Below are 20,409 nucleotides of genomic sequence, written 5' to 3' on the forward strand. Positions count from 1 at the left end.
TCCCAGTTTACAAAGGGTTTGTAATCTTATCCAATAACTGTGATCTCATTAGAGTTAAAACTGCAATCACTGACATCAGACGATCTCAGCGCAATCCTAGAACTGGATAAAGCTTGTTTTGGCGGTCTTTGGACAATGGAAGGCTACCAACGAGAGTTAGATAGTCCTAACAGTGTACTACTAGGCTTATTTTCCCCAGCTTCTAGCTTAAGTTTGCTAGGAATGGGTTGTTTTTGGTCAATTTTAGAAGAAGCCCATATTACGATTTTGGCAGTACATCCCCAATATCACTGTCAAGGTTTAGGACAAGCTTTACTTTATTCCCTTCTCAAGACAGCTAGCGATCGCGGTTTGGAGCGAGCTACCCTCGAAGTTCGAGCTTCCAACCTAGCGGCTATATCTTTATATCAAAAATTTGGCTTCAAAACAGCTGGGCGACGACGGCGCTACTATCAGGACAATGGCGAAGACGCTTTAATTCTTTGGCTTCCCGACCTGCAATATCCCCAATTTCAAACAACTTTGCTCCAATGGGAAACAATGATAAGCGATCGCCTCAACAAATCCTCTTGGCAATTTCGGTTTTTTTAAATTTGTCATTGGTCATTGGTCATTTGTCATTTGTCATTGGGTAATGGGTAATGGGTAATTGGTAATGGGTAATGAGTAATGAGTAATGAGTAATGAGTAATGGGAATTTGCCCCTTGTCTCCCTGCCCCCTGCCTTTTCCCTATCCCCAGTCCCCAGTCCCCAGTCCCCAGTCCCCAATCCCCCTGATTCCCATGTAACTTTTGATGACTTTGCGGTTGACTTTTGGTCATCTTCATGAAAAAAATACACTTTCTTCAAGAAAATTTGATGAGTATTATTTATTTTTTAAAACTATTTAATTGAAAAAATAAATACATTTTTAATAATTCTTGACTTCATCTAATAGATATGTTAAGAATAAATGTTTGGAAGTGGCTGTAAAACTAGACTTCCAGCGCTTTTTTGCGGGCAATAAGAGCTAAAAACGCTGTTTCTCTTGTTCTCCTCAGTACAACAGCCACACAAAAGTAATAAATATTCAGGAATTACGCCATCAAATTGGGTGATACCGCTTGGATATCTTGTTTTTTTTATACAGATATCCAAAAGCTTGGCCTGTGCTAAAATCAGCGTACCGGCACGACGCAGGTGATGGGAAAAATGCCATGTTTGAACGCTTCACAGAAAAAGCTATTAAGGTAATCATGCTGGCCCAAGAAGAGGCCCGCCGTTTAGGCCACAATTTCGTCGGCACTGAACAGATCCTCCTGGGTCTGATTGGTGAAGGGACGGGAGTTGCGGCCAAGGTGCTGAAATCAATGGGTGTCAATCTCAAAGATGCCCGCATTGAAGTAGAAAAAATCATAGGACGGGGTTCGGGCTTTGTTGCTGTGGAAATTCCTTTTACGCCACGGGCAAAGCGGGTTCTGGAACTATCTTTAGAAGAAGCGCGCCAATTAGGCCATAACTACATTGGCACCGAACATCTGCTGTTGGGCCTGATCCGAGAAGGGGAAGGTGTGGCAGCCAGGGTGTTGGAAAACCTCGGCGTGGATCTATCGAAGGTACGAACCCAAGTCATTCGGATGTTGGGCGAAACAGCTGAAGTCACCCAAGGAGGCCCCTCTGGGCGCACCAAAACTCCAACCTTGGATGAATTTGGTTCCAACCTCACCCAAATGGCAACCGATAACAAACTCGATCCTGTGGTGGGACGCGCCAAGGAAATCGAGCGAGTTATCCAAATATTGGGTCGCCGGACAAAAAATAACCCAGTGCTGATAGGTGAACCAGGGGTTGGTAAAACAGCGATCGCTGAAGGTTTAGCGAGCCGCATTGCCAACAAAGATGTCCCCGACATCCTGGAAGACAAGCGCGTAGTCACGCTGGATATTGGTTTACTTGTAGCCGGAACCAAGTACCGGGGTGAATTTGAAGAACGCCTGAAGAAAATCATGGACGAAATTCGTCAGGCGGGTAACGTAATTCTCGTCATTGACGAGGTACACACCCTGATTGGTGCAGGTGCAGCCGAAGGCGCAATCGACGCTGCGAACATCCTCAAGCCAGCCTTGGCTAGAGGTGAGTTGCAATGTATTGGTGCAACCACCCTAGATGAATATCGCAAACACATCGAACGGGATGCAGCATTAGAGCGACGCTTCCAACCAGTAATGGTAGGCGAACCCTCAGTTGATGAAACAATTGAGATATTGTACGGTCTGCGCGATCGCTACGAGCAACACCACAAACTAAAAATTTCCGATGAAGCCTTGGTGGCGGCAGCGAAATTGTCCGATCGTTATATTAGCGATCGCTATCTGCCAGATAAAGCCATCGACTTAATCGACGAAGCAGGTTCCAGAGTCCGGTTGATTAACTCCCAATTGCCCCCCGCAGCCAAAGAGTTAGACAAAGAACTGCGCCAAATCTTAAAAGAAAAAGATGATGCAGTTCGCTCCCAAGACTTCGACCGCGCTGGAGAACTGCGCGATCGCGAAATGGAAATCAAAGCCGAAATTCGCGCGATCGCTCAAAGCAAAACCAATGGCTCTGGTAACGAAGGTTTAGAACCCGTAGTTACAGAAGAGGACATTGCCCACATCGTCGCATCCTGGACGGGAGTTCCGGTGAACAAGCTCACCGAATCCGAATCCGAGAAGCTGTTGCACATGGAAGACACCCTACATCAGCGCCTAATTGGACAAGAAGACGCTGTGAAGGCAGTTTCCCGCGCAATTCGCCGCGCTCGTGTCGGTTTGAAAAATCCCAATCGACCCATCGCCAGCTTTGTCTTCTCAGGCCCCACAGGCGTAGGTAAAACTGAATTGGCGAAATCCTTGGCTTCTTACTTCTTCGGTTCCGAAGAAGCAATGATTCGCCTAGATATGTCGGAATATATGGAGCGTCACACCGTCAGCAAACTGATCGGTTCACCTCCAGGTTACGTTGGCTATAACGAAGGCGGTCAGCTAACCGAAGCAGTGAGACGCAGACCTTACACCGTGGTGCTATTCGACGAAATCGAAAAAGCTCACCCCGATGTCTTCAATATGCTGCTGCAAATCTTAGAAGACGGTCGCTTAACCGATGCTAAAGGTCGCACCGTAGACTTTAAGAACACTCTGTTGATTTTGACATCTAACATCGGTTCCAAGGTAATTGAAAAAGGTGGTGGCGGTATCGGCTTCGAGTTTGCAGACGATGCTAGCGAATCGCAATACAACCGCATTCGCTCCTTGGTGAACGAAGAACTGAAGCAATACTTCCGTCCAGAGTTCCTCAACCGTTTAGATGAAATTATCGTCTTCCGTCAGTTGAGCAAGGCCGAAGTTACAGAAATCGCCGACATCATGCTCAAAGAAGTATTTGGTCGCCTGACCGAAAAAGGTATCACCTTAGAAGTCACCGACCGCTTCAAAGACCGCCTCATCCAAGAAGGCTACAGCCCCAGCTACGGCGCACGACCATTACGTCGAGCAATTATGCGCTTGTTAGAAGATAGCTTGGCTGAAGAGATTCTCTCTGGTCGCATTAAAGATGGCGATACAGCCCTGGTTGATGTTGATGAAAACGGTAACGTTCAAGTCAGTTCTCAACAGCGTCGGGAGTTATTATCCCAAGGTGCTGAGTAAAATTTAAAATTTAAAATTTGGGATTAAATCTCAAATTTAAAAACGCAAACGGTAGAGTATTAATTGCTCTACCGTTTTTTTGACTCTCTAAGGTAAAAACTCATTTAAATTAATTGCTAGATATTTTACAAACTCTTTTGTATATCTCTTGTACAAACCAGGATATTGCTTTTTGGATAGTCTCAAAATTTTCACTTGAATCGTATAATTTCTTTGCATAATGTCCCAATTTATTTAGTTGTGAATCTAAATCAGATTTACTGCCATGAGTCTTTAGATTTCTTAATTTATTCATATTCATTATTGTTAAATAATTTGCTTTTAGATGCTGCGTTTCCATATAGTTAGGTTTAATAATTTCAAAAAATATCTGAACTGATGCAGGAAGGCTTTCTCTTCGGATTTTTTCTATGTTTTTTCTATCAACGTAGATGCCACCAATATTTTTTAAATTTTCTGAGTTGATGGCAGAATTTGGTACAGTTACACATATTTGCGGTAACTCCCAATTACTATTTTTTCGTTTATCATAAGATGATTTCACTCTATTATAAGCTTCAAAAAATGATTTATTATTTTCATTAATATATTTATATTCTTCCTCAAAAAGAACTTCGATTGCAGATTCCAAAGTATTACGAGCAGACTCACAAAAATTTGTAATCTGCTTTTTATCTCGGCATTCAGCCATATCTTTACTATATTTTTTTAAGTTATCAACCCAAGATGAATAATTTGTATCCGTTATATATGAATAATCAATATAATATTCATCTGGTATCTTTGACTGTTTCTGAGTTTTTTGGAAATTTTCTTTATCAGTTTTAATTGTGATGTTATCAATTGATTTATTAGTTAATGCTTGTGTTTCAGATAACTTAAAAATTTGCTCTGATAGTCGATTTATGTTACTAGAAAAATTTTCATTTAATCTAATAAATTGACAATTTATTTCATTAGATAATAAATAAATATTACTTTTTATATCTTGAATTTCTTGTTTTAATTCTTCATCCATATAATATCCAGCATTGTGTATTTAGACAATTTACTGAGGTTTACTAATTTTAGTATAAAGCTCTAAATATTTTTTATAGATAGAATCATTTCTTCCCTTAACCATACCAATAAACTCTATTTTTCCCCGAAGTACTTGTTTAAAATTTTGTTTATCCTTGGCGGGTAATCTGCTTTGAGATTCATACTTTTCTTGATACTCTTTTTCCACAGCCTCAAGCCCAAATTTAGCCCAAGCATGAAGCATAGCACGAACCTGACGCACATACCTTCTGTCAACATTAGGAAACAGATTAGTCGTTAATCCCGTTACTTCTTGATGATTACCTTTGACTTGCAGTCGATTTTTATGATAATTTACCTCAAATCCATTTTCATTAATAATTGATAGTAATCTATTACCAATAAAAATTTTATCTTCATCTTCTTCAGCTACTATATATGCTAATTCTTCAGGGAACTTAGGTAAGGTTGTTGAAAAAGTAATATCGTCTGCATACCTTGTATAAGTCGCTTTGTACTCTTTAGCTAAACGCTGCAATTGACTATCCATCTTGGCACAAATCATATTAGTCACTATGGGTGAAGTTGGTGCGCCTTGAGGTAACTGATTGTTATGACAACAAATCTGTGCTAAAACTGTCGCTACATCTGGGTGTAAACCATAGGGTGTAGCCATAAACATACCCCGGACTCGACCAAAATTAATCGACGGGAAAAAATCAGTTAAATCAAGATTTAGAACATAGCGTTTTTTAGTATGAGCTTGAGCATTAGTTACAATATTTTTCTCTATTACAAACCCATGCACTGATGGTTTTATCTCATAAACTGTGTGTAATACTTGATTAAGTTTTGCCTGAATAATTTTAAGTGCAGTTATCGGAGTTGATATTTGACGCATCCTACCAGATTTTTTAGGAATCTCAAAAGTTTTATAACGTTGGTTAGGTTTAACAAGATATATATGATAAACAAGACGGGAATAGGAAACCTCTAAAAGGTCAGCTATATCCATTGGTTGTTTGAGAGAATAAAATTTTTCTCGTAAATATTCAGGACTTTGCTTCAGAAGTAACTGAGAGTTTTTTTGTGCTTTATCCATAATGAATAATAAAAAAATATCACTTGCGGGTGTATTCTCGCCTATTCGGATAAGGAAAAGGAGTCAATTCAGAAGAATAGAATCCTCGTAAAGCTGACCGTAAAATACACCGTCGCAGGATCAACAACGGAAATCAATACTTGTACCCGCAAGTGATTTAAGTTGTCTGTATGAGGTTGTTTATACGAGGAATTACTAAATAATTCATCACTTATATACACCTCTGCCCTAGTTTAATCGATAAGTGCGTTTACTAGCCACAAAGTGGGAAACTTTGCTAAAGTCCTCTACTGAAAGAGTATAAAGTTTTGATTCAATCCACGCAAGGTGAGTAAGTTATGAATGATGGTTTGTAGTGACTATTAAAATTCTGCTCACTATGCAAAAAAAACCTATGTAGCGTAGTAAGAAATATTCTTTTAAATACCAGCTACTAATTATAATTTTTACTTAGTTGACTTAGTTTAGGGACTTGCTTCTTTGCACAGTCAATGAACTCAACAATAAATAAATATTTAACTTGGTGAGAAAAAAGAAAAACCGACTGGCTGTATCGCTCTACCAGTCGGCAACTAGCTTACCTTACTTTTCAGAAGGAGACAATAAGACAACAAAACGGATAATGTTCTAAAACCTTGCCTTATATTTGCAACAATTAAAATTAGGTATTGGAATTACCTATTTACTATACCTAAAATTGTGCTTGTATCGAATCAGACAGGCTATAGTTCATTTTCAGCGCTTTTGCCTATAATTGGTAGATGCGATAGACCATTTAATAATGCTTGTATGGGTTGAATGCAGAACCCAACTTGATTACAAGTATACCTTGAGTGCCAAAATAATCAAGGTATTTGTACCACTTTTTTTACTGGCTGAAAAATTCTATGACTCCTCACGAAAGTGAAGCAAAAGATAGCCCAGCGTCATCAAAAATATGGCGTAGTTGGCAGGAAAATCTAACTCTAGTTGCGATCGCGTTATGTTTGGCCTTTCTGATTCGCACTTTTATTGCCGAACCGCGCTTTATCCCTTCGGATTCTATGTTACCCACTTTACACACAGGCGATCGCCTGGTTGTGGAAAAAATTTCTTATAAATTTCATCCGCCTAAAACTGGGGATATTATTGTTTTTCAGCCACCAGAAGAACTGCAACGCCGGGGATATCCTAAAGACCAAGCTTTTATCAAGCGGGTGATTGGTGAACCGGGAGAGATTGTGAGCGTTGCTCATGGTAAAGTTTACCTCAACGGTCAAGCCTTGCAAGAAGACTATATTGCTGAACCACCAAATAATCCTTACCCACCACAAGTAGTTCCAGAAGGCGAATTTTTTGTCATGGGTGATAATCGTAACGATAGCAATGACTCTCGTTACTGGGGTTTTTTACCCAGAAAAAATATTATTGGTCGAGCCACATTTCGTTTTTGGCCCCTCGACCGCTTTGGGTTTATTTAAAATAAAAGGCTAGGGACTAGTGGTCTGTCAAATTCATTTTGACTGTTAGAGAGACGCGATAAATCGCCGTCTCTACAGGAAATCTATCCGTCAATTATTTCTTGACAGACTGCTAGAAATTAGAAATTAAAAGTAGCTTTTCTAGTTAATTATGATTGTTCCTAGTCCCCAATCCCTAATCCCTAGTCCCCAATCTCCAGTCCCCAACTTAAAACCTGAGATAATACATTAGTTGCGCGATCGCATCTGCTGGAAGTGCCAAGCGCTGCTGGAAATCCACTAAGCTACGATAAGGGCCAGCAGCTAAACGATTTTGCACAACAGCTTGCGCTAAAGATATATCAATAAAAGGTATTTTTGCTAGGTGTTCAACTGTTGCTAAATTGGGATTAAGTAAGGGTACCGGACATTCTAAAGATTCTTCGTCATAGTAAGCAAAATTAAGCAGTGGCTTAATTGGCTGTAATCGCTGCACAGGAATAGCCAAAGCTGCTGCAATATCTTCTATACAATAAAATTTAACACCGGAACGTGAAAGTTCTACGAGCGATCGCGCCTGATGAATGGAAAACCCCGGTAAGCGTAACCAATCATCTACAGTTGCTTGATTAGCATCAATGTGAATCCCCAATTGAATCGCCAGCTGAATTTCTTCCCCAGATTGCAGTCTATAGTAAGGGTCGTTGAGGAGCTGGGTACGGAGTTTTTGTAACCTGGGGTTGAAAGATAGCCAGTTTTTCATACTTTTTCTGGTGTTAAGAAATTTGGTCTAGCATCTGGCGGCGCTTTTGCTCAAATTCGTACTCAGAGATTAATCCATCTTGGCGCAGCTTATCTAATTCTCGCAAAGCATCTGCGATCGCTCCTACTTGATTGCTTACCTGCTGTGAATTTTTGATTGCTGACTTACCAAAATTAAAATTGCGATCAAAAGCTTCTTCATCTTGAGCCAAGTACCAAACCCCTTCAATAGCACTGGCTACTTTGGGGATAGGAGTCCAAGAAAGCAGAACATACAATATTCCCCACACTGGTTGTCCTAGATAAAACTTATGTAATCCTGAAATGGTCAGCGTGCCAGAAAAAGCTAAAATAGCGGCAACGCTGCGGCTTTTTCGCTTGGTTAACATATTCCCCAATTTACCACTAGTACATTACCTACAATTAGATAGTCATCCTAGCAAAGCACTTGCATAAATGCAGCTTATTGTTTGGTGCTGGGCATTGAGTGTTTGATGTTTTTCTTGATCACCCATTACCAATTACCGATGGTTACGGCTAAAAGTTGCAAATAAACTTAACTATTCCATTGGCTGTGCTGCCTTCTGCCTCTTCTCTACAGCAAATATTTATACTTCTCCTAATGTATGTGAATCTATTTTATTGATTTTTGCTATGGCTGATCAGTTCTCAATAAGTAGGCTATATTCAAATAACCTAGATACCGAGGAATTGCCTAAATTCATTGTATTTCCTAGCAGTTATTTATATATAATATGTAATATATGATATTACATAAACTTGGGCTGAGGAAATTTCTTAAATAGCAAAAATTTGAGCTAGGTTTTAGTTCAAATTAGTCTTAGCCACAAAAAATAAAATTCTCGGTTTTTAGTGTACCGAATAGTTGCAAAATATCCACCTGTTGTTACTACAAGCAGCGATGTCCCTAATTCCGAAACTCAGAGAAAAACCAGTGGAACAGAAAGTAGACCAAAAAAATCATGTTCAGCCCGTCGAACAAAACTATGCGGATCGGCACTACCAGAGGGCTGTTCAGTATGCTAATCAAAGCAACTGGGCAAGTTGTGTGCAAGAATTACGTGAGGCCATCAAACTAGAACCAAAAATTAGTGACTATCATGCATTATTAGGCGTTGCATATTTTAAGCAGAACTTCCAGGGAATGGCAACAGTTTATATTCGCCAAGCATTAAAGCTGAATCCCCAAGACCCTGTAGCATTGAAATATGCTGCCAAATTGAACATTAAAGAAGCCCAACCCCCCAATCCTAAATCAGCAGCAATTTCTGTAGGTCTTGCCTCAGTATTAAGCTTGTTTACTTCACGCTCGGAATCTTGAGTCAAGTGTTGAAATTTCCCTAAAAAACCGTAAAGAAACCGGAGCTTATTCCCTAGAGTATTGCCCTAGACTAGAATAAAAATATAAGCAAAACCATAATTTGCTGAGTGTGGGCGCTCAGTTGAATATTAAACAAAATGGGATTCTTTGACTCTGAGATAGTTCAGCAAGAAGCAAAACAGCTGTTTGACGATTATCAAGCACTTATCAAGCTTGGCAATAGCTACGGCAAATTTGACCGTGAAGGTAAAAAGCTGTTTATTGAGCAAATGGAAGCCATGATGGATCGGTATCGCATCTTTATGAAGCGCTTTGAGCTATCAGAAGATTTCATGGCACAAATGACTATGGAGCAGATGAAAACTCAGCTAGGTCAGTTTGGAGTGACACCACAACAAATGTTTGACCAAATGCATCTTACTCTACAACGGATGAAAGCCGAGCTGGAAAAACAAGTATAGGGTCTAGGGGCTAGAAGTTAGGTAATAGTGCTGCTATTAAGTCAGCCAAAATTTAAAATCCAAAAAGTCAATATTCATCAGCTTCTAGTCCTTAGTCCCCAGTACCCATTATCTAGTTCCTATTCCCGGTCATTTGATTTTGGACGAGGGAACTGAGAGGGCGATTTAAAGCTTTCTACTGGTACATCCTTTAAAGCCTTTTGCATAAAGTCACGCCAGATGGGGGCTACCATCACCCCACCTGTAGCACCGTGGGCTAATTGTCTATTGTCGTCTCTACCAACCCAGACAGCAGTTGTTAACTGGGGTACCGTACCTACAAACCAAATATCCTTTTCTGAGGATGTTGTACCCGTTTTACCTGCGGCAGGGCGACCTATAGCAGCATTTTTACCAGTACCATCAGTAATTACCGATTGCATAACGTTAATAATTGCTGCTGATGCCCAAGGATCTAAGACTAGTTGGGGCTTGGGGGTGTTATCTAATAAAACATTTCCGCTACTATCTGTAACACGAGCAATGACTGTGGGTGGTGACTGCCAACCATAATTAGCAAAGGTGGCATAGGCACTAGCCATTTCTAATGGTGTCACGCCAATCGCACCTAGAGGTAAAGAAGTCACTGGCTCCATTGGACTCATAATTCCCAAGGTACGGCAAGTTTCGATGACTTTATTCATCCCCACTGACTTACCAACCTTAATGACAGGGATATTACGCGATTGGGCTAGGGCTGTGCGAATTGACATTGCCCCAGAAAACCCACCATCATAGTTTTTCGGATAGTACCAACCATTACCATCTCGATAACTAACTGGAGCGTCTACCACCGTTGTATCTGGTGCAAATTTTCCAGAAGCAAAAGCTGTGTAGTAAACAAATGGTTTGAAAGAAGATCCAGGCTGACGTTGCGCTTGGGTGGCCCGGTTAAATTCGCTGGTTTTAGCGTCTACACCACCTACCAAAGCTTTGACAAAATGTGTCCGGGGGTCAATTGCTACCAAAGCCATTTGATTTTTAGATAAGCCCTCGCCTTGGAGCCTTTCATGCCAGGTAGCAACAGTTTGCTCTGCCATTTTTTGGAATTCGGCATCAACTGTAGTTTGGACGCGCATACCGCCTTTCAATAGTGCTTCTCGCCCGAACTTCTTCGCTAGCTCCTGAGAAACGGTATTAGTGACATAAGGTAATGCACTACCTTGAAACGACCTGATTTTACCTAATTTAATTTCTTGCTTGAGCGCATCATCATACTCTTGCTGGCTAATCCAGTTTAAATCCAGCATCCGCCCTAAAACTTCTTTTTGTTTTTGTTTTGCCAACTTCATGCTGACAAAAGGGCTAAATTCCTCTGGTGCTTGAATTAAACCAGCCATCATCGCCGATTCGCCCAAAGTTAAATATTCTGAGGATTTGTTAAAGTAACTGCGTGCTGCAGTTTGTACTCCATAGTTGTTATGACCCCAATACACTTGATTGAGGTACATTTCTAATATTTGGTCTTTAGAAAGAATTTGCTCTAAGCGAATTGCCAGAACTGCTTCTGCAATTTTGCGGGTAAAGGCACGCTTTTGAGACAAAAATATATTTTTCACCAACTGCATGGTGATGGTAGAGCCACCTTCTTTAACTCCACCAGCAATTGAGTTAACAACGATCGCACGCCCTACACCTGTAGGATTAATACCGTGGTGGTTGTAAAAATGACCATCTTCGCTGGCTAATACTGCCCGTTTTAAATTGGGAGAAATTTTATCTAAGGGCATAACTTCGCGGTTAGCTTCGCCATGAACGCTAGCTAACAGCTTGCCTTTAAGATCATAAATATAAGTAGTTTCTGAAGGAAAAAAGTTACGTAGTTGCCTCACATCTGGCAAGTTACGGAAACTAATAGCCAAGCCCACCAATCCGCCCGCCACAATTGAACTTGTCAGCATCGTGATTGATAATAGAGTTCCGCCAGCTACCTGACCTACTCCTTTCAAAAACTCAAAACCTGATGAAGCCTTAGTTTGTGGCTCCTTGTCTTCAAAAGTCCTAGACGACACGGCGATTTCACTTCCTCACTTGTAAATTTAACTGTAATTGATTTGGCGAAGCAAGGCGGTTGATTTTTTGCAATTATAGTAGTTTGGCAGATAAGAGAACGGACAAATTGCCAGTGAATACAACCAACTTAATTTCTTCAGCCCAAAGTTTAATTAATAGCGAATCTCCTAGCATGGCGCAAGATTTTGCTTGGTTGCGTCGTGGTGTCGTGGAAATCTTCCCACAACCAACAGATGTTGACAGCGAAAGTGAAACTTTAGAAAAGCGCTTGGCAACTACAAGCAGACCTTTAAGGGTCAAATTAGGCATTGATCCAACCGGTGCTGATATTCATCTTGGTCATAGCATACCGGTACGAAAACTGCGAGCTTTTCAAGATGCTGGTCATACAGCAGTGCTAATTATTGGTGATTTTACGGCTCGCATTGGCGATCCGACTGGTAAATCTGAGGTACGTCGCCAACTGACAGAAGCAGAGGTAGCGCAGAACGCCCAGACTTATCTTGACCAAGTACGCCCTATATTGGATTTTGACACACCTGGCAGATTAGAGGTACGTTATAACTCCGAATGGCTCTCCCGGCTAGATTTAGGAAAAATTTTAGAATTACTTTCCACAATGACAGTAGGGCAGATGCTAGCCAAGGAAGGATTTGCAGAGCGTTATAAAAAAGAGAATCCTATTTTCCTCCATGAGTTCCTTTATCCGTTGATGCAGGGATATGATTCTGTGGCGGTTGAGGCTGATGTGGAGTTAGGGGGAACTGACCAAAAATTTAATATTGCTGTGGGGCGAGATTTACAACGCCATTTTGGGCAAAAGCCTCAGTTTGGGCTATTACTACCAATTTTGATTGGTACAGATGGCGTACAGAAAATGTCTAAGTCTTTAGGTAATTATGTAGGGTTGTCGGAACACCCATCAGATAAATATCAAAAGCTGCAGGGAGTTCCCGATCAATTACTAACCCAGTATTTTGAACTACTGACAGATTTAGCTTTAGAGAAATTGCCCGCAAACCCACGCGATCGCCAATTACTTTTAGCATGGGAAGTTGTGAAACAATATCACGGCGAAGCTGCGGCGAATCAAGCGAAAGAAGCTGCTGATAGTGGCGGTAAAAAAGGTGCTATTCCGGAATTCTCCTTGGCTGAGATTCCTCAGTTTCCGGTAAAGTTGGCTTATTTGCTCAATGTTAGCGGGTTATGCAAAAGTAGCGGCGAAGGTAAACGCAAAATTCAAGAAGGTGGGGTTTACCTAGATGGCGATCGCATTACTAATGTTGATACCACTTTTGCCCAACCTGATGAGTTAGCTCAGAAAGTTTTGCAGGTAGGGAAAAACAAGTTTGTGCGCTTAGTACCTTAATCTATGAAATGAACCGCCGATCAACGCCGATGAAAGCCGAGCAGCGAATTATTGTACCTTTGGATGTGCCAGATGTAGCGAGTGCGATCGCTCTTGTGGATCAGCTTCCGCAAGTTAATTTCTGGAAAGTTGGCTTAGAGTTGTTTACTAGCACTGGGCCAGCTATTCTCGCAGAGCTAAAATCTCGAGAAAAGCAGATTTTTCTGGATTTAAAGTTTCATGACATCCCCAATACTGTTGCTGGCGCTTGTCAGGCGGCGGCTCGTTATGGGGTGGATTTGTTAACTATTCATGCTACTGCTGGTAAGGATGCGCTGAAAGCCGCAACCGCAGCAGTACAAACGGGAGCAGCACAAGCGGGTGTAAAACCGCCAAAATTGATTGCGATTACGCTGTTGACGAGCATTTCTGCTAGGCAGTTGGCCTTTGATTTAAAAATTCCGCTGGAATTGCCAGAATATGCTTTGTCAATGGCGCTACTAGCTCAAGAAACAGGCTTAGATGGCGCAGTTTGTTCGCCCCAAGAGGTAGCACAACTGCGGCAAACGTGCGGAGATGATTTTCTCTTCGTTTGTCCTGGCGTGCGTCCAACTTGGGCAGACAAAGCAGATCAACAGCGATCGCTCACCCCAGCACAAGCCATTAAAGCTGGGGCAGATTATTTAGTAATTGGCCGTCCAATTACTGCGGCTACCGAGCCTGAGTTAGCCTGGAACAGAATTATTGAGGAGATAACTCAAGGGACTAACAAATAAAAAATATCCTATCGCTGTGTAAGCTGAGGGAGCAGAGGAAGCAGAGGAAGCAGAGGAGGAATAGAATTTTACCTTTGCTTTCAAAACTCGATAACCTAATTTTTGGAAGTTCCAAAGAGGTATAAAACAGGAATATTCCCTCTTCAAGAAACGATGGGCGATCGCTCCCACAACCAAGCATGAAAACCATTCCCCAATCCCCAATCCCCAGTCCCCAGCCCCCAATCCCCAGTCCCCAGTCCCCAGTCCCCAATCCCCAAAAAAGCCGCTTCTGGCTAATATTTTGTTGCTTCTGGCTAGCATTTAACAGCTTTGATAACTTAGCGTTTTCGCAAAACTCATCTGTATCTAAGGATAAGGTGAAGTCTGCTTGCACTGAGCAAGATGTGCAATCTTTAACTACTTGGATGCTGCGCGATTTACCGAGTTATACCAATCGCGTCAGTCAACGGGCGCGCCGTCTTAGCCGGAGTAGTGAAGTTTACAGTTATATACTTTTAGCAGGTAGGCCAGAGTTTACGCCTTTACCTTTGAATCCGGGGATTGACACCCCAGAGACAGCGAAAAGTTCAGCATCAGGAGTCGATCAAGTTTTCTTTACTACTTTAGAACGGCAGTATGTTGGGGGGAAAGCTGTGGAATTAGAAGAGTTCCACTGGCTATTGTTGACTAAAACTCAAAATGGCTGGCGTTTGGTAATGATGTTTACTCAAACTGATGCATCTGTTCCTGGACAACCAATATCTCCCCCAAGAGATAGTAGTAATAGCGCTATTGCTCAAGCGATTAAAATTTGGCTAGGGGATTGTCAGGCGGGAACTGTGCGGATGGGTGGGATTAAAGGAAATCAGTAATAGCATTGAGAAATTAATTTGGGGGAAAGGTGAAAGGGGAAAGGGTAAGGGTTTTGATTTTACCCTTTTACTTTTGTGGTGAATTTAATCATTATCGTCATAGATAGGAATCTGAATTTCAAATTCTGTCCCTTTACCTAGTGCAGAGTTGGCATTAATTATGCCTTCGTGTTTTTCTACAATAATTTGACGAGCGATCGCTAATCCTAAACCTGTACCTTTACCTACGCCTTTAGTAGTAAATAGATGGTCGAAAATTTTGGATTTTACTTCATCTGAAATTCCAGGGCCATTGTCAGCAATAGAAATTTTTACGTTTTGATTTTGCAGAGATGTGGTAATTGTAATTTGGTTGGGATTTGCTTGAATTTCTGTAAAACTTCGCCCAGCATTAGATTCATCGAAGGCATCAATGGCATTTGCTAAAATATTCATGAATACCTGATTCAATTGCCCTGGAAAACATTCTATTTTTGGTAAATTGCCATAATTTGTAATTACTTCAATTGCTGGGCGTTGTTCGTTAGCTTTGAGGCGATGTTTGAGAATGAGAATTGTACTATCAATGCCTTCATGGATATTAAATTTTACTTTGTAATCTTTATCAGCACGAGAGAAAGTTCTTAAACTAGTGCTAATATTACTTAGGCGATGACAGGCAATTTGCATAGAATCAATTACCTTGGGCAAATCTTCTAACAGGTAATCTAAATCAATTTCTTCTGCATGATCAATAATTTCATCGTTAGGATTTGGTAAGCTTTTTTGATAAAGCCTCAAATGTTCCATAACATCTGCAAAGCTAGGTTTAGTTTGAGTTAAGCTGGCAGAAATAAAGCCTAGAGGATTATTCATTTCATGGGCTACCCCTGCCACTAAATTGCCCAGTGCTGACATTTTTTCACTTTGAACTATTTGTAATTGCGCTTGTTGTAAATCTTGTAATGCTTGTTGCGCCTGTTGATACATCCGCGCATTTTCTAATGATATAGCTGCTTGGGAAGCAAGTAATTTTAGCACTTGTAAACGGTCATTAGTAAATACTCCTTGAGTGAGTTTATTTTCTAAATAGATAATGCCTACTAAATTACCTTGATTAATAATTGGTGTACAAATAATGCTCTTGGGTTGATGCTTCAACATATATTCCCCAATTACGCCAGGAATATCAGTTTCTAAATTATTGATGATGACTGTTTGTTGAGTATTTTTGACATAATAGATAATTTTTAGGGGGACATCTTGACATTGTTCTAATAGCTGTGATTCAAGAATAGTTTTAACTTGAGTTTGGGAATTTTCTTGATATGAAATAAAGGTAATTGCTCTGACTTGCCAAGTATCTTCTACAGGAAGAATCAGCGCAGATTTTTTGGCACCAGAGTTTTCTAGGATAATGCGGGTAAGGTTGGTGATGAGTTCATCTAATTGGATGGAACTAGAAATGGCTTGAGCAGCTTTGAGGACAGAGGTAAAATCTAGAGCATCAGAAACATTGGTACTAGAAGAGTTAGTACATACAGAAGTACCTGAAAAGGCAATAGTAGGAATAGTTTCTAGCAGCGGATTGAAACGGTGTTCTTGTTGTTGGACAATTGGTTGGAGCAGTTGCGTATAGCGTTTTTCTAAGTCATCGGTTTTTGCTTTAGCTCCCCAATGAGCATAACAGTAATAAGCTTCTTGCATATAAGCTTCGGCAACTTTTTCTTTACCCCAGTTGAGATAGAATTTTGCTGCAAGTTCGTTAGCAAGGGCTAATTCTTGAATATAGCCATTTTCTTTTGCTTGCTTAATAGCATCATCGTATAAATTGAAAGCGGCAAATTCTTTGTTTAAAACCCGATTTATTTCTGCTTCAATCAAGTTATATTTATGTTGATAATTACTGGGTGCAAACTCTCCCCATTTCTGCATTTGCTGTTGATTTTCTGAGACTTTGTTTAGGTATTCTTGCTTTTGTGGTTCTTCAGCAGTGGAGCATAAACCCAGTAAACTGAGAGATTGGTAAAAATTTCTTAAAGGAATAATTGCTAAACCTGTTGCACCAGCTTCATATTCCTCAAATTTTTGAGCGGAATCAACAGCATCTTGGTAGTCTCCAAAGAAATAGGATAATAAGGTTTTGGCTAGATAAACGTAACAAATACCATTAATATTTTGATATTCAATTAATCCTGGTAAATCTGTTTGCTCGTTAAAAGCAGAACCAATTAGCAGCGTAGGTTGATTAACTTGACCTTGCAAATTTAAGACAGTTTGTCTCCAAATTTTACCCCAAATTAAGGATACCTCTTGCTTAATTTCTGCCATGAGGTTGCAATATTTTAAAGATTCTGACTCAGCAAAATCTAGATGTTCTCCCGCCCAAAAGAGAAATTGGCAATAGCAATTAGCACAATAACCGACATATTCTAAATTACCTGTTTCTAAGCCACTAACTAAACCTTCTTGGAATAAAGTTAATGTAGATTTTATCGGGTCTTTCCAGTGTTTAATAAATAAACTAAAGGTGAGATAAACTCTACTTTTTAGCTCTTTGGCTGGGAAACGCTCTAACATCAGTACTGCTAAGGTACCAAATTCATAACCTGCATCAATTTCTCCCATACCACATAACAGTAAGCCATACAAACTATAGGCGATCGCAGCTTGGGGAGAGTTACCATGTTGAATGCAAATTTTCACCATTGTGAAAATCTTTAATGGTAGCAATGCGGGTTGAGCAATATAAACTGGTGCAAATAAGCCAGAGAGAATCCGCAAGGCGAAGAGTTGATTGGGGTCAAGGAGTTCTGGTAAATTAGCCAAGTCGCTAATTAAGCGATCGCCTAACAGCAGTTTCACTTGTTCGGCTTCTTTGAATGTCGTTTCGCGATCGCAGTCTGTCGGTAAAGTCACACCCAGTAAACTTAAGGCTTCTCTTCCGGTTTGGATAGCTTCAATAAATTTATTTTGCGCGGTGTACGATTGAATCTGAATTTCGTAGACTTTAACTTTCTCTAAGGCTGTTTTTGCCTGCTGAAGGGTGATATCGATTAATTTTTTAGAAGCATCAAAGTTGGTATTTAAATATTCTGATTCAGCCGCAGATTCATAAAGTGCTAGAGTCAAATCATATTCACTATTCCAGCTATCAGCTGCTAGCAGTTTCATACCGATACTAAAATAACTCACAGCCGCAGCATAAGCCGTCGATGATTTAGCTCGATTTCCCGCAATTAAATTAAGTTGAGCGAGTTGATTTTTTTGAGTCTGTTCAACAATTAAATCAATACCTAAGTTTAATTGATTAACAATATTGAATATGCGGTTTTCTAATTCTGCCTCATCTGTATTTTTCAGTAACAATTGACCAATATTTAAGTGAGTTGCTTGTTTTTGGTTTTCTGGGATTAAAGAGTAAGATGCTTGCTGTACTCGGTCATGTAAAAATCTGTATGTAGGAACTTGGAAACTGGCATTAGCAAAAGGCTGTGACTCATAATCCTTCCCAGTTTCTTGATAAAATTTATAAACTTCACTATTGGGTAAAATCACCCCTTCTTGCAAAGCTTTCCATAAATCAGCAGCCGTTTCAATTTGAGAATGCTGATAGATAATTGCTAGAGTATCAAGGTCAAAGCGGTTACCAATACAAGCGGCTAATTTTAAAATATCTTGAGTAGCTTGTGGCAATTTTTGTAACTGAATCGCCATAAATTCAACTACATCATCAGTCAGAGCTAAGGCTGTAACTTCAGCAATGTCGCATTGCCAATAGCCTAACTCAAAATTAAAGGTAACTAACCCATCCTCATACAATGTTTTCAAGAATTGATTGTTGAAAAATGGATTACCTTTAGTTTTTTTGTAAACTAATTCTGTTAAAGGAATGGCAAGTTCTTCAGAACAGCTAAGAGTATCAGCTATCAGGAGATTAATATCAAATTTATTCAGTGGGCTTAAAGTAATGGTGTTGAGTGTAGCTCCAGTTTTAGCAATTTCATGTAAAGTTAAATTTAAAGGGTGAATAGGAGAAACTTCGTTATCTCGATAAGCACCAATAATTAGTAAATAGCCGCGATTAGCTTCACTCATTAAGAGTTGCATGAGTTTTAACGAAGCTAAATCTGCCCATTGTAAATCATCCAGAAAAATTACCAGAGGATGTTCGGGAATAGTGAAAGTAGCAATAAATTTTTGGAAGAGTAAATTAAAGCGATTTTGGGCTGCATTCCCCGAAATTTCTGGTACAGGTGGTTGTGTACCAATAATTTCCTCTAACTCGGGAATTACTTCAATAATTACTTGTCCGTTATCGCCTAATGCTGACAGAATTTGAGTTTTCCATTGTTGTAATTGGCTATCACTTTCAGTCAGTAATTGTCCCATTAAATCCCGCAAAGCTTGGACAAAGGCAGAGAAAGGAACGTTACGATTAAACTGGTCAAACTTACCTTTAATAAAATAGCCATGTTGTCTGACAATCGGTTTATGAATTTCATTGACGACAGCAGTTTTGCCAGTACCAGAAAAACCAGCAACCAACATCAATTCTGAGTTATTATTGGCAACGCGATCGAAAGCGCTGAGTAAAGTTTGAACTTCTGTTTCTCGCCCATAGAGTTTTTCGGGGATAATGAAGCGATCGCATATATCGCGTTTGGCAATTTCAAAGTCAGCAATTTCTCCGGTAGCGTTTAATTGAGCAAGACATTTTTGTAAATCATATTTTAAGCCTAAGCCACTTTGGTAACGGTCTTCGGCATTTTTTGCCATTAATTTACTCACAATCTCACCCAATACTGGAGGGATTGCAGGGTTAATTTCATTCACTAAAGGAGGGTATTTGGCAATATGACAATGTACCAACTCCATCGGTTCGTGAGAATTAAACGGTAATTTTCCTGTCAGCAGTTCAAAAAATGTCACACCCAAGGAATAAAAATCACTGCGGTAATCTATACCCCGGTTCATTCGTCCTGTTTGTTCGGGGGATAAATAAGCTAAAGTCCCTTCTAAAACATTGGGACTGATAATTGTTTGAGTTTCTCTAGGTAATAAAGAAGCAATACTAAAGTCGATGAGTTTAACTTCTTGAGTTTTAGGATGAATGAGAATATTGGCAGGTTTAATATCTTTGTGGATAACGCGATTTTGGTATAAATAGTCAATAATTTCAGTTAATTGCAGCGCTATTCGCAAAAATTCTCTCAATGCTAGTGGTTGATTGCTGGTATATTCTTTTAAAGAAATTCCTCCAGAATCTTCCATCACTAATGCATAGCTATTACGATAAGCTTCTAAACTCAAAGGACGGACTATACCGGGAGTATCAAGATTTTTAGCAATAGTATATTGGTTGCGAAATTGCAACAGTTCGTTGAAACTAGGAAATTCTAGCCGCAGTAATTTGATGACAACAGCTTTTTGATCTGCAACTCTAATAGCGCGGTAAACTTCGCTTTTATAACCTTGGTAGAGTTTAGCGACGAATTCATAGCCATTAATGTGGGAAAACTTATCACTTTCTCTTGTCATGGTTATACTCCACAAATCAATTTTATTTGCTAAAACTCAAAGTTTATATAGCCGTTTGGCATTTATT

The 20,409-nt window shown here is 40.0% G+C and carries 14 protein-coding genes; 8 read left to right on the forward strand and 6 right to left on the reverse strand.

Annotated features, from left to right (window positions below; genetic code table 11):
• The first annotated feature begins 39 nt into the window (after positions 1-39).
• Together rimI and AACU25_RS11395 are read left to right on the forward strand one after the other, a co-directional pair.
• The gene (rimI, locus tag AACU25_RS11390) at positions 40-591 is read left to right on the forward strand and encodes a ribosomal protein S18-alanine N-acetyltransferase (RefSeq protein WP_096575656.1); all 552 of its coding nucleotides are present in this window, start codon (positions 40-42) and stop codon (positions 589-591) included.
• A gap of 606 nt (positions 592-1,197) precedes the next feature.
• Positions 1,198-3,666 carry an ATP-dependent Clp protease ATP-binding subunit gene (locus AACU25_RS11395; RefSeq protein WP_096575660.1) on the forward strand — a complete coding sequence of 823 codons (2,469 nt, stop codon included), beginning with the start codon at positions 1,198-1,200 and terminating at the stop codon, positions 3,664-3,666.
• 109 nt (positions 3,667-3,775) lie between these two features.
• On the opposite strand, the gene AACU25_RS11400 is transcribed toward AACU25_RS11395, so the two are convergent.
• Positions 3,776-4,684: a hypothetical protein gene (locus AACU25_RS11400; protein ID WP_096575662.1), complete on the reverse strand. Its 909-nt coding sequence runs from the start codon at positions 4,682-4,684 to the stop codon at positions 3,776-3,778.
• Between the two features lie 30 nt (positions 4,685-4,714).
• Positions 4,715-5,788 (reverse strand): reverse transcriptase domain-containing protein, encoded by a 1,074-nt coding sequence (locus tag AACU25_RS11405; protein ID WP_096575664.1) that lies wholly within the window; start codon positions 5,786-5,788, stop codon positions 4,715-4,717.
• 887 nt (positions 5,789-6,675) lie between these two features.
• Between AACU25_RS11405 and lepB the strand changes: the two genes are divergently transcribed.
• On the forward strand, positions 6,676-7,248 hold the full coding sequence (gene lepB, locus AACU25_RS11410) for a signal peptidase I (protein WP_096575666.1): 573 nt from the start codon (positions 6,676-6,678) through the stop codon (positions 7,246-7,248).
• A 208-nt stretch (positions 7,249-7,456) separates the two neighbouring features.
• Here the strand turns inward: lepB and AACU25_RS11415 are convergent, their stop codons facing one another.
• Positions 7,457-7,990, reverse strand: coding sequence for a ComEA family DNA-binding protein (locus AACU25_RS11415; RefSeq protein WP_096575668.1), 534 nt, complete (start codon positions 7,988-7,990; stop codon positions 7,457-7,459).
• A gap of 13 nt (positions 7,991-8,003) precedes the next feature.
• Complete coding sequence (locus tag AACU25_RS11420; protein WP_045874012.1) at positions 8,004-8,378, reverse strand: NINE protein; 375 nt, start codon at positions 8,376-8,378, stop codon at positions 8,004-8,006.
• A 533-nt stretch (positions 8,379-8,911) separates the two neighbouring features.
• Here AACU25_RS11420 and AACU25_RS11425 point away from each other — a divergent pair.
• Positions 8,912-9,331, forward strand: coding sequence for a tetratricopeptide repeat protein (locus AACU25_RS11425; RefSeq protein ID WP_096575670.1), 420 nt, complete (start codon positions 8,912-8,914; stop codon positions 9,329-9,331).
• Positions 9,332-9,468: 137 nt separating this feature from the next.
• Complete coding sequence (locus AACU25_RS11430; protein WP_045874011.1) at positions 9,469-9,792, forward strand: DUF1825 family protein; 324 nt, start codon at positions 9,469-9,471, stop codon at positions 9,790-9,792.
• A gap of 119 nt (positions 9,793-9,911) precedes the next feature.
• Here AACU25_RS11430 and AACU25_RS11435 read toward each other — a convergent pair whose 3' ends face one another.
• Positions 9,912-11,843, reverse strand: a complete 1,932-nt coding sequence (locus tag AACU25_RS11435; RefSeq protein ID WP_096575672.1) for a transglycosylase domain-containing protein — start codon at positions 11,841-11,843, stop codon at positions 9,912-9,914.
• 173 nt (positions 11,844-12,016) lie between these two features.
• Between AACU25_RS11435 and tyrS the strand changes: the two genes are divergently transcribed.
• The 3 genes from tyrS to AACU25_RS11450 all read left to right on the forward strand — a co-directional run bounded on the left by tyrS (position 12,017) and on the right by AACU25_RS11450 (position 14,822).
• Complete coding sequence (tyrS, locus tag AACU25_RS11440) at positions 12,017-13,213, forward strand: tyrosine--tRNA ligase (RefSeq protein ID WP_190445706.1); 1,197 nt, start codon at positions 12,017-12,019, stop codon at positions 13,211-13,213.
• Between the two features lie 29 nt (positions 13,214-13,242).
• On the forward strand, positions 13,243-13,968 hold the full coding sequence (gene pyrF / locus AACU25_RS11445) for an orotidine-5'-phosphate decarboxylase (protein WP_096575676.1): 726 nt from the start codon (positions 13,243-13,245) through the stop codon (positions 13,966-13,968).
• A 179-nt stretch (positions 13,969-14,147) separates the two neighbouring features.
• Positions 14,148-14,822, forward strand: coding sequence for a hypothetical protein (locus tag AACU25_RS11450; protein WP_321206635.1), 675 nt, complete (start codon positions 14,148-14,150; stop codon positions 14,820-14,822).
• An 84-nt stretch (positions 14,823-14,906) separates the two neighbouring features.
• Here the strand turns inward: AACU25_RS11450 and AACU25_RS11455 are convergent, their stop codons facing one another.
• Positions 14,907-20,342 (reverse strand): ATP-binding sensor histidine kinase, encoded by a 5,436-nt coding sequence (locus AACU25_RS11455; protein WP_096575677.1) that lies wholly within the window; start codon positions 20,340-20,342, stop codon positions 14,907-14,909.
• Positions 20,343-20,409 lie beyond the last annotated feature (67 nt).

Origin of the sequence: Tolypothrix tenuis PCC 7101 (assembly GCF_963874875.1) — a bacterium.
In the GTDB taxonomy this organism is placed as follows: Bacteria; Cyanobacteriota; Cyanobacteriia; order Cyanobacteriales; family Nostocaceae; genus Aulosira; species Aulosira tenue.

What these genes read in the sequence shown, in the direction of transcription:
- AACU25_RS11395 (WP_096575660.1), top strand. Translation starts at nt 1,198, where the DNA reads ATGTTTGAACGCTTCACAGAAAAAGCTATTAAGGTAATCATGCTGGCC.
- pyrF (WP_096575676.1), top strand. Translation starts at nt 13,243, where the DNA reads ATGAAAGCCGAGCAGCGAATTATTGTACCTTTGGATGTGCCAGATGTA.
- AACU25_RS11400 (WP_096575662.1), bottom strand. Translation starts at nt 4,684, where the DNA reads ATGGATGAAGAATTAAAACAAGAAATTCAAGATATAAAAAGTAATATT.
- AACU25_RS11405 (WP_096575664.1), bottom strand. Translation starts at nt 5,788, where the DNA reads ATGGATAAAGCACAAAAAAACTCTCAGTTACTTCTGAAGCAAAGTCCT.
- AACU25_RS11425 (WP_096575670.1), top strand. Translation starts at nt 8,912, where the DNA reads ATGTCCCTAATTCCGAAACTCAGAGAAAAACCAGTGGAACAGAAAGTA.
- AACU25_RS11455 (WP_096575677.1), bottom strand. Translation starts at nt 20,342, where the DNA reads ATGACAAGAGAAAGTGATAAGTTTTCCCACATTAATGGCTATGAATTC.
- lepB (WP_096575666.1), top strand. Translation starts at nt 6,676, where the DNA reads ATGACTCCTCACGAAAGTGAAGCAAAAGATAGCCCAGCGTCATCAAAA.
- AACU25_RS11415 (WP_096575668.1), bottom strand. Translation starts at nt 7,990, where the DNA reads ATGAAAAACTGGCTATCTTTCAACCCCAGGTTACAAAAACTCCGTACC.
- AACU25_RS11420 (WP_045874012.1), bottom strand. Translation starts at nt 8,378, where the DNA reads ATGTTAACCAAGCGAAAAAGCCGCAGCGTTGCCGCTATTTTAGCTTTT.
- AACU25_RS11450 (WP_321206635.1), top strand. Translation starts at nt 14,148, where the DNA reads ATGAAAACCATTCCCCAATCCCCAATCCCCAGTCCCCAGCCCCCAATC.
- tyrS (WP_190445706.1), top strand. Translation starts at nt 12,017, where the DNA reads ATGGCGCAAGATTTTGCTTGGTTGCGTCGTGGTGTCGTGGAAATCTTC.
- AACU25_RS11430 (WP_045874011.1), top strand. Translation starts at nt 9,469, where the DNA reads ATGGGATTCTTTGACTCTGAGATAGTTCAGCAAGAAGCAAAACAGCTG.